10 protein-coding genes and 1 pseudogene are annotated in these 16266 nt (G+C 54.4%); 5 read left to right on the forward strand and 6 right to left on the reverse strand.

Annotation, left to right across the window (positions count from 1 at the left end; all coding sequences use genetic code 11):
- Nucleotides 1-42: 42 nt before the first annotated feature.
- From rarA to lrp, 4 genes are all read right to left on the reverse strand, one after another.
- Nucleotides 43-1386 carry a replication-associated recombination protein RarA gene (rarA, locus tag ACZ6J2_RS09245; RefSeq protein ID WP_471725511.1) on the reverse strand — a complete coding sequence of 448 codons (1344 nt, stop codon included), beginning with the start codon at nt 1384-1386 and terminating at the stop codon, nt 43-45.
- 9 nt (nt 1387-1395) lie between these two features.
- Nucleotides 1396-2010 (reverse strand): outer membrane lipoprotein periplasmic chaperone LolA, encoded by a 615-nt coding sequence (lolA, locus tag ACZ6J2_RS09250; RefSeq protein WP_023310983.1) that lies wholly within the window; start codon nt 2008-2010, stop codon nt 1396-1398.
- 128 nt (nt 2011-2138) lie between these two features.
- Complete coding sequence (gene ftsK / locus ACZ6J2_RS09255) at nt 2139-5882, reverse strand: DNA translocase FtsK (protein ID WP_471725513.1); 3744 nt, start codon at nt 5880-5882, stop codon at nt 2139-2141.
- A 135-nt stretch (nt 5883-6017) separates the two neighbouring features.
- On the reverse strand, nt 6018-6512 hold the full coding sequence (gene lrp, locus ACZ6J2_RS09260) for a leucine-responsive transcriptional regulator Lrp (RefSeq protein WP_000228469.1): 495 nt from the start codon (nt 6510-6512) through the stop codon (nt 6018-6020).
- 544 nt (nt 6513-7056) lie between these two features.
- On the opposite strand from lrp, the gene trxB reads away from it, so the two are divergent.
- The 5 genes and pseudogenes from trxB (at nt 7057) to infA (ending at nt 12879) form a co-directional block, all read left to right on the forward strand.
- Complete coding sequence (gene trxB / locus ACZ6J2_RS09265) at nt 7057-8025, forward strand: thioredoxin-disulfide reductase (RefSeq protein ID WP_471725514.1); 969 nt, start codon at nt 7057-7059, stop codon at nt 8023-8025.
- Nucleotides 8026-8139: 114 nt separating this feature from the next.
- A pseudogene (gene cydD, locus ACZ6J2_RS09270) lies at nt 8140-9905 on the forward strand (heme ABC transporter permease/ATP-binding protein CydD).
- On the forward strand, nt 9905-11626 hold the full coding sequence (gene cydC / locus ACZ6J2_RS09275; RefSeq protein ID WP_471725515.1) for a heme ABC transporter ATP-binding protein/permease CydC: 1722 nt from the start codon (nt 9905-9907) through the stop codon (nt 11624-11626). The pseudogene cydD and the gene cydC overlap by 1 nt, the downstream one beginning before the upstream one ends.
- Before the next feature lie 45 nt (nt 11627-11671).
- A complete protein-coding gene (gene aat, locus ACZ6J2_RS09280; RefSeq protein WP_471725517.1) occupies nt 11672-12376 on the forward strand; it encodes a leucyl/phenylalanyl-tRNA--protein transferase in 705 nt (234 codons plus the stop codon).
- Nucleotides 12377-12660: 284 nt separating this feature from the next.
- Nucleotides 12661-12879, forward strand: a complete 219-nt coding sequence (gene infA / locus ACZ6J2_RS09285; protein WP_002211347.1) for a translation initiation factor IF-1 — start codon at nt 12661-12663, stop codon at nt 12877-12879.
- Nucleotides 12880-13049: 170 nt separating this feature from the next.
- On the opposite strand, the gene ACZ6J2_RS09290 is transcribed toward infA, so the two are convergent.
- On the reverse strand, nt 13050-14576 hold the full coding sequence (locus ACZ6J2_RS09290; protein ID WP_471725518.1) for an aryl-sulfate sulfotransferase: 1527 nt from the start codon (nt 14574-14576) through the stop codon (nt 13050-13052).
- 22 nt (nt 14577-14598) lie between these two features.
- Entirely contained in the window at nt 14599-16152 is a 1554-nt protein-coding gene (locus ACZ6J2_RS09295; protein ID WP_471725521.1) for a bifunctional metallophosphatase/5'-nucleotidase, read from the reverse strand.
- Between the last annotated feature and the right edge of the window lie 114 nt (nt 16153-16266).

Genomic DNA, 16266 nt, shown 5'->3' on the forward strand with positions numbered 1-16266 from the left:
CGGTCACAAGGATACATTGCCAACATTACCGCAACGATTGAACTAACGGTAGCGTTTTATAGGGCTATTTTGATCCTGTCCGGCGAGCCAGGTGAGCTTTTCACCAATCTTGCCTTCAAGACCTCTGTTTGTGGGGTGATAATAGCGCGTTTGTGCCATCTCCTGAGGGAAATATTCCTCCCCGGCAGCGTAGGCATTGGGTTCATCATGAGCGTAACGATACTCCTGCCCGTAACCCATCTCTTTCATCAGTTTGGTCGGCGCGTTACGCAGGTGAACCGGCACATCGTAGTCCGGACGTTCACGCGCATCGGACATAGCCGCTTTAAACGCGGTATAAACCGCATTACTTTTCGGCGCGCAGGCCAGATAGACAATCGCCTGCGCAATGGCTCGTTCGCCTTCCGCGGGTCCAACGCGGGTGAAGCAGTCCCAGGCCGACAACGCAACCTGCATGGCGCGAGGATCGGCATTGCCGACATCTTCTGACGCAATAGCCAGACAGCGACGCGCGACATATAAAGGATCGCCGCCCGCAGTGATAATGCGCGCGTACCAGTAAAGCGCCGCATCCGGCGCGCTGCCGCGCACGGACTTATGCAGCGCCGAGATCAGGTCGTAAAAACGGTCGCCTTTGTTATCGAAACGCGCGCTGCGTTCACCCGCAATTTCAGTGAGCAGTTCCGGTTTCAGCACCCGCTTCCCGGCATCGTCGATTTCGGCCATATCGGCCATCATTTCCAGCGTGTTCAGCGCCCGACGCGCATCGCCGTTGACCAGCTCGGCAATCGCACGACGCGTGTCGTCAGGCAGAACGATATCCTGCCCGCCGTAGCCGCGCGCTTTATCGTTCATCGCCTGGGTGAGAACCTTTTCGATGTCCTCGGTGGTCAGCGATTTGAGCAGGTAAACGCGCGCGCGGGAAAGCAGCGCCGAGTTCAGTTCGAACGACGGGTTTTCGGTGGTCGCACCGATGAAGAAGATCGTGCCGTCTTCAATATGCGGCAGGAAGGCATCCTGCTGGCTCTTGTTGAAGCGGTGGACTTCGTCCACGAAGAGGATGGTGCGCCGCCCGGCATTGCGGTTCTGCCGCGCACGCTCGATCGCCTCACGGATCTCTTTCACGCCGGAGGTGACCGCCGAGATACGTTCGACGTCTGCGTTGGCATAGCGGGCGATAACTTCTGCAAGCGTAGTCTTGCCGGTGCCAGGAGGTCCCCAGAGGATCATGGAGTGAAGATGCCCGGCCTCAATGGCGCGCGGCAATGGTTTACCGTCAGCCAGCAGATGCTGCTGGCCGATGTACTGCGCTAAATTTTCTGGCCGCATACGGGCGGCCAGAGGTTGAAACGCGTTATCTGAAAAATCGAGCGACAGATTGCCCACTCACGCCTCTTACTTATTGCGTTGGTCGTCCACCGTTACGCCCTGCGGCGGGGTAAAGGTGAATTTCGATGCATCAACGGCGCCGTTTTGCTGAGACTTGAGCTGGTAGCTGCTGCGCTGATCGTCCTGCTCAACCGCGCCAAACTGATTAATCGTACCGTTGGTGCTTACGTTAATGGTGAACTGCTTCAGGTTGCCGTTGCTGCCTTTCGGCGTCAGGACAAACTCGTCACCCGTCTGTTTAATATTGTACTGCTGCCAGTCGCTGGACTGGTTACGGGCAATCAGCATAAACGGCGTATTGCTGGTGGCATCTTTCAGCCAGGTCGCAGTTGCCTGCTCAACGAACGGGTTGAAGAACCATAAGGTTTTACCGTCAGACACCAGGATACTCTCATCCGGCTGGGTCATATGCCAGTTGAACAGATTTGGGCGTTTTACCCACAAATCTCCCTGACCTTCCTGCACCGCGTTGCCGCTGCCGTCCGTCACTTTTTGCGTGAAGCTGGCGTGGAAGCTGCTTACTTTATCCAGTCGGCTTTTAAGGTCGCTGGCTGCATCAGCCCAGACGCTGCTGGCGACAAAACTGGTGAGTAATGCACAGGCGATGGCGATTTTTTTCATTGTTATTCCTTAAAATACGTCTTCCCGATATGGGGTTTCCGTCTTCTATTCTGGACCCGCCCGAAGGCAGGCGACAGAAGAAAATGCTTAATTTTGGCTGATTTACCCTTCTTTGCAATCGCTGAAGGTTAATCAAACGGCGGCGGCGCTAGCACCTCGCGGTTACCGTTATGCCCCTGCTCGCTCACAATGCCCTGTGCTTCCATCTGCTCAATGATGCGCGCCGCGCGGTTATAGCCGATGCGGAACTGACGCTGCACGCCAGAGATGGACGCTTTGCGTTTTTCGGTAACGAAGTTAACCGCCTGATCGAATAACGGATCCAGCTCTTCGCCGCCGTCGAAGCCACCACCGCCGCCTTCGCTTTCCGTGTCGCTGGTAATACCGTCAACGTATTGCGGACGACCGCGCGCTTTCCAGTCCTGCACGACGGCGTGAACTTCCTCATCGCGGACGAACGCACCGTGGACACGCACCGGAGAGGTGGAGTTCGGGCCTGAATAGAGCATGTCACCCATACCCAGCAGCGACTCTGCGCCGCCCTGGTCAAGAATGGTACGGGAGTCAATTTTACTTGATACGGTAAAGGCGATACGCGTCGGAATGTTCGCTTTGATAAGACCAGTGATAACGTCCACGGAAGGACGCTGGGTCGCCAGCACAAGGTGAATACCGGCCGCACGCGCTTTCTGCGCCAGACGGGCAATCAACTCTTCTACTTTCTTACCAACGGTCATCATCAGGTCAGCAAATTCATCGACCAGCACGACGATATAAGGCAGCTTTTCCAGCACCGGATGCTGGGCATCCATGCTGTCACCCGGCTTCCAGTAAGGATCCGGGATCGGACGCCCCATGCGCACAGCCTGAGCAATTTTCTCGTTATAACCGGCCAGGTTACGCACGCCCAACGCAGACATCAGCTTGTAGCGGCGTTCCATCTCATTGACGCTCCAGCGCAGGGCGTTGGCGGCGTCTTTCATGTCGGTGACCACTTCGGTCAGCAGATGTGGGATGCCTTCGTAGACCGACAGTTCGAGCATTTTCGGGTCGATCATGATGAAACGCACATCTTCCGGCTGCGCTTTATAGAGCATGCTGAGGATCATGGCGTTCACACCAACAGACTTACCGGAACCGGTGGTACCCGCTACCAGCAGGTGAGGCATTTTGGCGAGATCTGCCACGACCGGATCGCCCGCGATATCTTTACCCAACACCACGGTCAGCGGGGACGGGTTATCGCGGAATTTGGTGTTATCCAGCACTTCACGCAGGTAGACGGTCTGACGTTTCTTGTTCGGCAGCTCAAGCCCAACGTACGGCTTGCCAGGGATAACTTCCACCACACGCACCGCCACGGTCGACAGAGAACGCGCCAGGTCACGGGACAGGTTGGAAATACGCGCGGCTTTAACGCCGGGCGCCAGGTTCAGTTCAAAACGGGTGATCACAGGGCCCGGCGAGTAGTTCACCACGTCCGCCTTGATGCGGAAGTCAGCCAGACGCGCTTCCACCAGACGCGCCATCTGCTCAAGCGCGAAGGTATCGACCGGCTCCACTTCTGACGGCGGCGGCGTTAACAGATCCAGAGACGGCAGCGGCGTGCTTGGACGCTGCAGCGGACGGCTGTCACCGTTACGCATCAGCAGCGGGTGAATCAGACTTTCCTGCGGCTGAGGCGCAGGCTGCTGGAACTGCGGTGGCTGTGGTGGCTGCTGCGGTTGCTGAACAGGTTGATGCGGCTGCGCATACGGCTGCTGAACAGGTTGCTGCGGCTGCGCGTACGGCTGCTGAACAGGTTGCTGCGGCTGCGCGTAGGCTTGTGGTGCTGACTGCTGGCGCACAGGCTCCGCTTCCGGCATCACGCTCGGGGTAAATAAAGGCTCGCTCGGGCCATCATCCACCAGATCCTTCATCGGCGAGAATTCAAAATCAGACAGCGAGAACGGATTTGCGCCAGCCGGTTGCTCACCGGAATAGCGCTGCTGCTGGGTGGCGGCAAACTGGCGCGCCAGTTCTGCTTCAGCCGCGTCCTCTTCGTCTTCCAGCACCGGTTCATCGTGCTGGTATTCTTCACCGTAGCGTTGATTCTGCTGCGCGGCGAACTGACGTGCCAGCTCGTCCTGCTGCATTTCATCGGCGTCATCTTCGTACTCAGGCTCGCGCGCTTTCTCTTCGGCCATACGCTGGGAAGGCAGCTTGATGCCATAAGAGGCAAGCTCACGGCGGGTGGGTACACGAACGCGGTTAGGGCGAGGCAGTTGCGGACCAATCCCCTCCTTCACCTGAGGACGTGGTGTGCCCCCTGTTGCCAGGCTAAAGACAGGTGCAGCTACGGCAGCGGCCGCGGTAGCCTGCTTCACGCTTTCCGCTACGGGTGCGACTGCAGGCGTCGGGTCGATCGGTGGAACGGAAACAGAAGGCGCTTTCGTCACCGGCTCCTGCACCGGTTCAGGCACAGGCTGGTACCAGGCCGCCAGCTGCTCGCGTTCACGCGCACGACGCTCTTCAACTTCTTCAAAATAGTACATCGGTGGACGAGAGGGTTTTACCTCTTCCACGATTTCAGGTTCAGGCTGCGACTCTGCATAAGGCTGCACAGGTTCAACCGGCTCAGGCATATACTCCTGATAAGGTTGGGCCACAGGCTGTTCATAGTGCGGGTAATCTTGCGGTTCATACGCAGGCTGCGGCGGCTGATAAGGCTGCTGCCACTGCTCCTGCTGCACAGGGATGTAGCTTTCAGGTTCAGGCGCGATAACCGGCTCCGGCGTGTGAACGCCTGGCGCAGTCTGCCAGTCAACCTGAGGCTGCTGAATAACGGATTCCGGCGGCGAAACCGGCGCGGATGGCATCACGGCGTCGACAGGCGCGGCATACGCCTGTGCAGCGGTCGTCGCGGCTGCAGCGGCCGCAACCGGCTCGGTAACCGAATGGCCATTTAACAGCGGATCGTATTCATCGAAGTCACCCGGAGTGGCCCGGCTGCCGGAGAAGAGCACATCGTCAGGATCGACGGCGACACCCGCAGCGCGATACGCCACCTGCTCGTCTTCATCCATGCGTTTACCGGAGAAGAGCGCCGCATCGGTTTTACGCCCCAGCGGGTTGGCAAATTTCTCAGCAACACGCTGACGACGCGCCAGCGCGCCGCGCAGAATACGCGCACGACGAGACTCTCGACGCTGCACAGGCGCGTCATCTTCCTCTTCATCTTCGTATTCGTCTTCATCAACCCACGTATCGTCACGGCGGGTACGGTTGCTGGCGAAAGTCAGAATGGTGAGGATAAAACTTCCGATCTTCTCGGCAATGCTCACCCAGGACCAGCCGGTAAACAGCGTCAGCCCGGCCGCCCAGATACAGAGCAGCGCCAGCGTGCCGCCGCTGCTGTGCAGCATCGGCTGCAGCGCAGAACTGAGTAAACTGCCGATCACCCCGCCAGAGGCGAAGTACCAGATATCATCCGCATTAATCGCCGCCAGCCCGCACGAGGTGAGGATCAGCGCCAGCGCGCCAATCAGGCGCAGCGACACGGCAAAATAGTCGATGTAATCATCGTTCTGACGATGACGCCACGCAAACCAGCATCCGCCAATGATAATGACGGGAAGGGTGTAGGCCATCACACCGAAAATGAAGAACAGCGTGTCCGCAAGCCAGGCACCGGGGACACCGCCTAAATTATGGATAGGCTCATGCCATGCAGTTTGTGACCAGCTGGGATCTGAGGGGTTGAAACTGAGTAAGGCTGCCATCAGCCAGACGGCAAAAAGGGCAATAACAATCAGCAAAGCCTCGAGGAGACGACGTCCGCTGCTTAGCTTCGATAGTGTGACTTCTTTGTCTTCAGTGTATTCCTGGCTCAAAAAAGGCTCTCCAGGTATCAGGCATATCCTGCCTTTTTGCTAAAACGGACAACAGCGCCGGGACTCCCCGGCACTGTTGCTGTATGGATTAACAGGAGTGTAATCAAACTACGCTGATTTTGCACCTGTTCCGTGTTAGCGCGTCTTAATAACCAGACGATTGCTCTGTTTGACCTCTTCCATCACCACATATGTACGGGTGTCGTTCACGCCTGGCAGACGCAGCAGGGTTTCCCCCAGCAGCTTACGGTAGGCGGACATATCAGGCACACGGGTTTTCAACAGGTAGTCGAAATCACCGGATACCAGATGACACTCTTGAATTTCTTCAAGTTTTTGTACAGCGGCGTTAAATTGCTCAAACACATCCGGCGCACCACGATTCAGAGTAATCTCAACAAATACCAGAAGTGAGGCATCCAGATAATGCGGGTTCAACAGAGCAGTATAGCCCTGAATGAAACCCTGTCTTTCCAGTCGGCGCACACGCTCAAGGCACGGCGTCGGGGAAAGTCCCACACGTTTTGAAAGCTCGACGTTGGAAATACGCCCATCCTTTTGCAATTCATTAAGAATGTTACGATCGATACGGTCGAGATCTTTGCCAGGGCGCTTCTTGCTATCTACCATTATTATTGTCTCTCTGTATTCCTTCCCTACTCCTGCCTGGACCCTGTGCACATCACTGTTCAGAGCCTGTACCCGTTAGTCATCACATCGCCTGGTTTTGTATTAGACGCGATGCGGATTCGGGTTCTGTTGGTAAGAAGACCGTTGCCCGAAGGCAGTCACCGACATCACGTATGGCGTCTGTCCACGCCATGCGTAGATTTCACTGACCCGGTAAAAATGGCATTTACGTGCATGCCTATGCGGCATACGGTTAACGCGGTTTTTTTTCTTCCTTGAATGTTTTCGCAAAAGCGCAGGGGATTGTCAAAGCAAAACATCGTTTTTTAGTACAACATGCCGGATATTCATTACGGCAGGGTATTAATCCTCATTTTATTGCCTTACAAACGACCGGTTTTCAGGCGAAAGCGTGATGTTATAGCGCGCCACTCATCGTCCGTGGCTATTACACAGATTGATATCAAAATTGCTGCGCTCTTTTTTTACGACAACAAATTCCCTACAATCCAGCCAAATGTCTGCCAACAACAATGGGGATCTCATGGGCACGGCCAAACACAGTAAGCTGCTAATCCTTGGTTCTGGACCTGCGGGATATACCGCAGCGGTCTATGCTGCACGCGCTAACCTGCACCCGGTACTTATCACCGGCATGGAAAAAGGCGGTCAGCTGACCACCACCACCGAAGTGGAAAACTGGCCAGGGGACCCGAACGACCTGACCGGGCCGCTGCTGATGGAACGTATGCACGAGCATGCCGCTAAATTCGAAACTGAAATTCTGTTCGACCACATCAATAAGGTCGATCTGCAGAACCGTCCGTTCCGCCTGACGGGCGACAGCGGCGAATACACCTGTGACGCACTGATCATCGCCACCGGCGCCTCTGCCCGTTACCTCGGTCTGCCATCCGAAGAAGCGTTCAAAGGCCGCGGCGTCTCTGCCTGCGCAACCTGTGACGGTTTCTTCTACCGCAATCAGAAAGTCGCGGTCATCGGCGGCGGCAACACCGCAGTGGAAGAGGCGCTCTACCTGGCGAACATTGCCTCTGAAGTGCACCTGATCCACCGTCGCGAAACCTTCCGCGCGGAGAAGATCCTGATCAAACGCCTGATGGATAAAGTGGCAAGCGGCAACATCGTGCTGCACACCAACCGTACCCTGGAAGAGGTGACGGGCGACCAGATGGGCGTTGCCGGTCTGCGTATCCGTGATATCCAGAACACCGATAATGTCGAAACGCTTGAAGTGGCTGGTCTGTTCGTGGCGATCGGTCACAGCCCGAATACCGCTATCTTCGACGGACAGCTGGAGCTGGAAAACGGCTACATCAAAGTGCAGTCCGGCATTCACGGTAACGCGACCCAGACCAGCATCCCGGGCGTGTTCGCGGCTGGCGACGTAATGGACCATATTTATCGTCAGGCGATTACCTCCGCTGGCACCGGCTGTATGGCCGCGCTGGACGCTGAACGCTACCTCGATGGACTGGCTGAACAAGGTAAATAATCTTTACAAGTCAGTAACAAACGTAAATAAAGGCGGCGATAAGTCGCCTTTATTGTCTCCCCGTTGTAACATTGCGCTGCCCAATTTCTAATAACGTCACCTGCAAAGTACGCAATGGAAAAAACCCGTCAACAAGAGTTAACACGCTGGCTGAAACAGCAAAGCGTTATTTCCCGCCGCTGGCTTACGATTTCCCGTCTCCTGGGGTTCGTTAGCGGTCTGTTGATTGTTGCCCAGGCATGGCTGCTGGCCCGCATTCTTAATCACATGATCATGGAGAACATCCCGCGCGAAGCGCTGTTGCTGCCTTTTATTGTCCTGATCCTGATTTTTATCCTGCGCGCCTGGGTGGTGTGGCTGCGTGAGCGCGTCGGTTTTCACGCCGGACAGCATATCCGCTACGAGATCCGTCGTCAGGTGCTCGATCGTCTTCAGGAAGCCGGGCCCGCGTGGATCCAGGGTAAACCGGCCGGTAGCTGGGCGACGCTGATCCTTGAGCAGATTGACGATATGCACGACTACTATGCGCGCTATCTGCCGCAAATGGCCCTTGCCGTCTTCGTTCCGCTGCTGATCGTGATCGCCATCTTCCCGGTGAACTGGATGGCTGCGCTGATTCTGATGGGCACCGCCCCGCTGATCCCGCTGTTTATGGCGCTGGTCGGCATGGGGGCAGCCGATGCCAACCGCCGTAACTTCCTGGCACTGGGTCGCCTGAGCGGTCATTTCCTCGATCGTCTTCGAGGCATGGAGACGTTACGCATTTTTGGCCGCGGTGAAGCAGAAACCGAAAACATTCGCCGGGCATCGCAAGACTTCCGTCAGCGCACCATGGAAGTGTTACGCCTTGCCTTCTTGTCCTCCGGTGTACTGGAATTCTTTACCTCGCTGTCGATTGCCCTCGTGGCGGTCTACTTCGGCTTCTCCTATCTCGGCGCGCTGGATTTCGGCCATTACGGCACGGCGGTAACCCTTTCTGCCGGGTTCCTGGCGCTGATCCTGGCCCCGGAATTTTTCCAGCCGCTCCGCGATCTGGGGACCTTCTATCACGCCAAAGCGCAGGCGATTGGCGCAGCCGATAGCCTGAAAACATTCCTGGAAACGCCGCTGGCACACCCGGAGCGGGGTGACGTGACGCTGAATGCTAAAGATCTCGTGACCATCGAAGCGCAGGACTTTTCCATTCTGTCACCGGAAGGCAAAGTGCTCGCGGGTCCGCTGAACTTTACCTTACCTGCCGGACAACGGGTGGTGCTCGTCGGCACCAGCGGTTCCGGTAAAAGCTCGCTGCTGAATGCGCTATCCGGCTTTATGGCCTACACGGGTTCACTGCGGATCAACAAAACTGAACTGCGCAACCTCGATCCAGACGCCTGGCGTAAACAGCTCAGCTGGGTAGGACAAAACCCGCAGCTTCCAGCCTCTACGCTGCGTGAAAACGTCCTGCTGGCGCGCCCGGACGCGCGTGAAGATGAACTGCAATCGGTGCTCGACCGCGCCTGGGTCAGCGAGTTTCTGCCGCTGCTTCCGCAGGGGGTAGATACAGTAGTCGGCGATCAGTCCGCCGGGCTGTCGGTCGGACAGGCGCAGCGCGTAGCCGTTTCCCGCGCGCTGCTTAATCCATGCCAGCTGATGCTGCTGGATGAGCCCGCCGCCAGCCTGGACGCCCACAGCGAACAGCGCGTAATGGAGGCCCTGAACGCCGCCTCCCGGCAGCAAACCACCCTGATGGTTACCCATCAGCTGGAGGGGATTGCCGACTGGGACAGATCTGGGTCATGGAGAACGGCCGTATTGTTGAGCAAGGTGATTACGCCTCTCTCGTTGCCGCGCAGGGACCGTTTGCCGCCCTGCTGGCGAACCGTCAGGAGGACATCTGATGCGTACTCTGCTGCCTTATCTTGCGCTCTATAAACGCCACAAATGGATGCTGACGCTGGGGATTGTGCTGGCGATTGTCACGCTGCTCGCCAGCATTGGCCTGCTCACGCTTTCCGGCTGGTTCCTGTCGGCCTCGGCCGTCGCGGGCTTTGCCGGTTTATACAGCTTCAACTATATGCTCCCGGCTGCCGGTGTTCGCGGTACCGCCATCACCCGTACTGCCGGACGCTATTTCGAACGTCTTGTCAGCCACGACGCCACTTTCCGCGTGCTGCAGCACCTGCGCATCTACACCTTCAGCAAACTGCTGCCCCTCTCCCCTGCCGGGCTGGCGCGTTTTCGTCAGGGTGAATTACTTAACCGTGTCGTTGCGGATGTCGACACGCTGGATCACCTTTACCTGCGCGTGATTTCCCCGATCGTGGGCGCGTTTGTGGTGATTGTGGTGGTCACGCTGGGGCTGTCTGTTCTGGACGTTTCCGTTGCGCTGACGCTGGGCGGGATCATGCTGCTGACGCTCATCATTCTGCCGCCGCTGTTTTACCGCGCCGGGAAATCCACCGGGGAAAACCTGACGCGCCTGCGCGGAGACTACCGCCAGCAGCTCACCTCCTGGCTTCAGGGGCAGGCAGAGCTGACGATTTTTGGCGCCAGCAAGCGCTATCGCGCCCGCATGGAAAGTACGGAGCTTAACTGGCATGAGGCCCAGCGCCGCCAGTCGGAGCTGACGGCCTTTTCTCAGGCGCTGATGATGTTAATCGGCGGCGTGGCGGTGATTGCCATGCTGTGGCTGGCTTCCGGCGATGTCGGGGGGAATTCACAGCCGGGTCCTCTTATTGCCCTTTTCGTCTTCTGCGCGCTGGCGGCGTTTGAGGCGCTGGCCCCGGTGACGGGCGCCTTCCAGCATCTGGGCCAGGTGATCGCCTCTGCCCTGCGCATCACGCAGATTGCCGAACAGGAGCCTGAAGTCATGTTCAGTGCCGGGCAGACCGCGGTACCAGAGCAGGTTGCGCTGACGCTTGAAGATGTCACCTTCGCCTATGACAAACAGGCGCAGAACGCGCTGGACGGTATTAACCTTTCTGTTAATGCAGGTCAGCGGATGGCGATCCTCGGCCGTACCGGCTGCGGTAAATCGACGCTGCTGCAGTTGCTGACCCGCGCCTGGGATCCGCAGCGCGGCCAGATTCGTTTTAATAACATGTTGCTGACCGATTTCAGCGAGCAGGCCCTGCGCAAGACGGTGAGCGTCGTTCCGCAGCGCGTGCATCTGTTTAGCGCCACCCTGCGCGATAACCTGCTGCTGGCCGCGCCAGAAGCCTCTGATGATGCGCTTCGCGCCGTGCTGGAGCAGGTCGGACTGCAAAAACTGCTTGAGGACGACGGGCTGAACAGCTGGCTGGGCGAAGGCGGCCGTCAGCTCTCCGGCGGTGAGCTGCGCCGTCTGGCCATTGCGCGCGCGCTGCTGCACGATGCGCCGCTGATGCTGCTCGACGAACCCACCGAAGGGCTGGACGCCACAACCGAAAGCCAAATCCTTGATTTACTGGCGAATGTCATGACCGGCAAAACCGTGCTGATGGTCACACACCGCCTGCGCGGACTGGCGAGTTTTGATCGGATAATTGTGATGGACAACGGACACATTATTGAGCAAGGTAGTCACGCAGAGCTGTTGGCGAAACAGGGTCGCTACTACCAGTTTAAACAGCGTCTGTAGACTATATTTGTAGCGTCCTCACTCGCGTACTGGAGTTTTGCTGTCATGCGCCTGGTCCAGCTTTCTCGTCATAACATTGCGTTCCCTTCTCCGGAAGGGGCGCTGCGTGAGCCCAACGGGCTGCTGGCCCTCGGTGGTGACCTCAGTCCCGCTCGGCTATTAATGGCGTACCAGCGCGGTATCTTCCCCTGGTTTTCCCCCGGCGATCCGATTTTATGGTGGTCCCCCGATCCGCGTGCCGTGCTGTGGCCAGCGCAGTTTCACGCCAGCCGCAGCATGAAGCGTTTCCATGCGAAATCACCGTACCGCGTCACCCTCAACCACGCCTTTGGTCAGATCATTGAAGGCTGTGCCGAAGACCGCTATGAAGGGACATGGATAACCCGCGATATCATTACCGCCTACCACCAGCTCCACGAGCTTGGCTATGCCCACTCCATCGAGGTGTGGGAAGACGGAGCACTCGTCGGCGGCATGTACGGCGTGGCGCAAGGGACGCTGTTTTGCGGCGAGTCGATGTTCTCTCGTGCAGTTAACGCCTCGAAAACCGCGCTGCTGGTCTTCTGCGAGGCGTTTGCCCAGCGCGGCGGAAGCCTGATTGATTGTCAGGTGCTCAACGAGCATACGGCCTCCCTGGGTGCTGTTGAAATCCCGCGACGCCAGTACATCGAACATCTCGATACCAGCCGTCAGGAGAAGCTTCCGCGCGACTTCTGGATACCGAGAACGCTCTTTATGCCCAATGCCTAAATGTTTTCCGCATATTTTTTGTGAGGGTGTTATAATTATGCCGCAGAGTAGCTTCTGCCTGTTGCCCCGCCGCCGTTTGGGACCCTCGCTTCAGATAACGTCCTGACGTTTATCCTGTTGTCTCCCCTTTACGAATGCGCTTCCTGTTCGGTTGTACCGTGACGCTTGGGCAATGCGCCGAAACTGTTTTGCTGCGTTTTAATCGCGCAATTCTTTACTTAATTGATGAATTTCGGCATTATCTTGCCGGTTCAAAACTTGGTAGTGATACCCCAGAGGATTAGATGGCCAAAGAAGACAATATTGAAATGCAGGGTACCGTACTTGATACGTTGCCTAATACCATGTTTCGCGTAGAGCTGGAAAACGGTCACGTGGTAACTGCGCACATCTCCGGTAAAATGCGCAAAAACTACATCCGCATTTTAACGGGCGACAAAGTGACTGTTGAACTGACCCCGTACGACCTGAGCAAAGGCCGCATTGTCTTCCGTAGTCGCTAATTGTTTTCGCCTGTAATGGCAGATGAATATTAAATAAGGCCGGGATTTTCCCGGCCTTACTTTTTTGTGCTGCAGGCGATTATTTGAACAATTATTTGGCCGTTCGATACAGCGTCAGGGCTGTCTGTTCGACAGCAATGCCTTTTTTATGGCTGTGTCTTGCTATGCTATCAGCCGTTTGCCACCTGATAACCTATATTTATCAAAGCATCAAGCTCGTCTTTTGCAAACAACCTTGCCCGGTAGCATTCACCAGGGAACTCTGGATAGCCATCCATCGAGCAAATCAGATCGTAGATTGTGGCAATAATATGGCCTGTTGCATCGCTGATAAAGAAAGAGCGTGCGTGGTTGGTGTAGATGCCATAGTAGTCACCATAATCTATTGCTGCCCCCATAAAATCAGTGACCTGAGGAACACGATCGGAGGGTAACTGGATAATGCTACCTGCCTGGGTTGCTGTATTGGCAACGAGATCAACAGCATAGAACATGACTCTCGCTGGATCGGTTTTGTAAGAATCAGCCGTTGAATCACGTGTAATATCTCGAGTAACCGCATTGCCTTCATTATCAACGCAGGAGCGATTATCAAAGAGCGAAAGAACAAATTTTCCTTCAGCCTCATTGCTTAACCCAGCAAAAGCGCTATTTTTAGTGACGAACACGGTATGAGCGCCATTTTCAAAACTCTCAATACCGGAAGTATCTATCTGCGTAACGCCCTGTCCTGCTGCGAAATTACTGTTAAACCCCCCGGTATTAATACTCCATAATATCTTGCCGTCGGCAGGAGAAATACCAAACGTCAGGCCTGCAGAGCGAGTATGAACAACAATCGCTTCAGCATTTGCCTCGCCTGCGGGGATCCAGGAAAGCGAGTTAAGATGAGCATCGTTTGTGGGGCTATTATTCAGGATCTGAGTATTATCAAATGCACGAGTATAATTTTTTGCCCACAACATCACGCCTGTCTTTTCATCAAATTTTAAAATTGATGCGTCCTGTCTCATCGTGTTAGTCGAACGGTCCGGGTTATCATTACCAATCATGAAAAGATTATCGGCTGAATCCCAGATAAGATCGTGGGTGTTAGCGTAGCGGTTACCATCGCGGTCACGTAAATCAAACTCCAGAATCTCGTTGCCTAAAATATCGATTTTGAAAAAGCGTCGCCCATACCAGTGTTCATCTTCATCACTGCCGATATAGAAATAACCATTATGCGTTTTTAGCATCTGATTACGGTAGGGCTGAGCATAATAGCAGCGAAGATCGCCGTTCCGGTCGTAGCCATCACAATTGGTAGTCATTAACCAACTGTTTCCCCATACGGTCGTGAAGTTAGCGGGATCCGTTTGCTCAATATCGATATGGAAAATTGTCCCATCGCGGTAGAGTTGTTCCTGTGTGCTTACCTGGATGGTTTGATTAAAAATTTCCACTCCGCTAAGGTTTTTAAAGACAACCTGCACCTGGTTAAGGTCGTTTGCATATAGTCCAATAACCGGAATTTTTATCTCAGGTAAAGAGACAATGTCATTTGAAGAATACGTAAAGTCTAAACTTGTCGTGCTAGTCGATCTTCCCAGTACCGTATAGGAATATGTGACCGTTTCATCAATTATAAATTTCAGATAGACCGCAAGTTGGTTGTTCGCAGGGGCGAGTTCCATTCCAAGATAGGTAATTGCCATATTATTCACCTGTTGTTAATTATTACTGTGTAACGTCTTTTACTCGCATCTCATTCACCTGTTGGGGAATGATCTTATTTCCTTTCACCAGGTAATCAATAACCGCATCGGAAAGGTTATATCCACCTTTTACCTGTTTGTTCTGGCCATCAATAAATGCAGTAAAGCCATCGCCACCAGGGGCAAGGAAACTATTTGTCGCTACGCGATAGGTATCAGAGTCTACAATTGGCTTGCCATTAAGCGTAAGTAGCACAACGCGTTGCCCAACAGGTTTATGTTGGTCGTAGCGCATCTCCAGTCCTTTCGACATCTGCAAAACACCGTTAGTGAGTGACGCACTATGCTCCATAAGATTTCGTAAGGATTTCCCTTTCAAATCCATTACGGTTAGCTCATTTGGAAACGGGAACGCGCTAATAACATCGCCGAGGGTTATCGGACCGGCATTCAAATCAGCCCGCAGACCACCTGAATTAGTGAGCGCCAGTTGCGCATCAGGCGCAGCGGCAAGCATTGCATCGGTAAATAAATTGCCCAGCGAAGATGATTCCCCGTAGGCGCGCGTAAGCGTAACAGGCGTCTCTCCAACTTTTTGGCGAACCGTTTCGGAGAGCTTTTTATTCCAGCTATCAATAACACTCTGAGTTGCCGGATCGGGTTTCCATTCATCAGCATAAAGGGTCTTAAGTTCGAAGCTTTTTATTTTGTTGTGATGTTTTTTTAGATCCACATCCAGGACCAGCTTACCAATATCAATCCCACCACTGTCAGTCGAAAGCACCAGCGTGTTACCTACTTTAAGCGGCTCCGGCGTCCCAACATGCGCATGTCCGGTAATCAGAATATCCAGTCCTTTCACCTGCTTCGCCGTCTGGATATCCTTATCAAGGGCGCGTTTGACATCAGTATTGCCGATACTGGACTGGCGTGCAGGGAAACCCTCATGCATGAGTGCAACGGTTATATCTACTTTTCCACGTAGTTCATCCAGATAACGCTGGAGATATTTAACCTCGTCACGCGCTTCAATACCCTGACGCATTGACGATGAAACGGTATCATCGAAAGCGAATACGCCATGCAACCCAATGACCCCAATTTTAACGCCATCCTTTTCGATGATGGTATACGGCTTATTCCAGAAAAGAACATTACTATTTTTATAAAAAACGTTCCCTAACAGTATCGGAAATTTAGCCTGACTGAGCTGTACCAGCGTATTATCCCAACCATGATCGAACTCATGATTGCCCACAGACGCAGCATCAAATGACATTGTATTCATAATATCTATGATTGCCCGCCCTTTTGTCAGGCTGCTAATGTACGGACCGGTAAAGTAATCTCCAGCATCGAAATAAAAAGTAGCCTTATTCTTTTGCTTTTCTTGCTTGACGTAAGTCGCAATATTTGCGAAGCCACCGACAGCTCTTTTACCTTCTGCAACATAAGGGAGTTTATAGGGCTCAACATGTGCATGCAGGTCATTGGTATAAATAACGGTAACGTCCTGCGCTGGACTTAGCGAAGCATATCCCGATAGTAATAAAACCGCGATTACTGTTTTTTTCATTTTTTAACTCTCGAATTAAAGAAAGAATTTCATTATCGATTAGCAAAAAACAGATTTTGTGAACCTTCTCACGATATATGGAAAAGGGAGACGCGAAAATTTACGACTAACAGA

This window comes from Enterobacter sp. E14S (assembly GCF_055666685.1).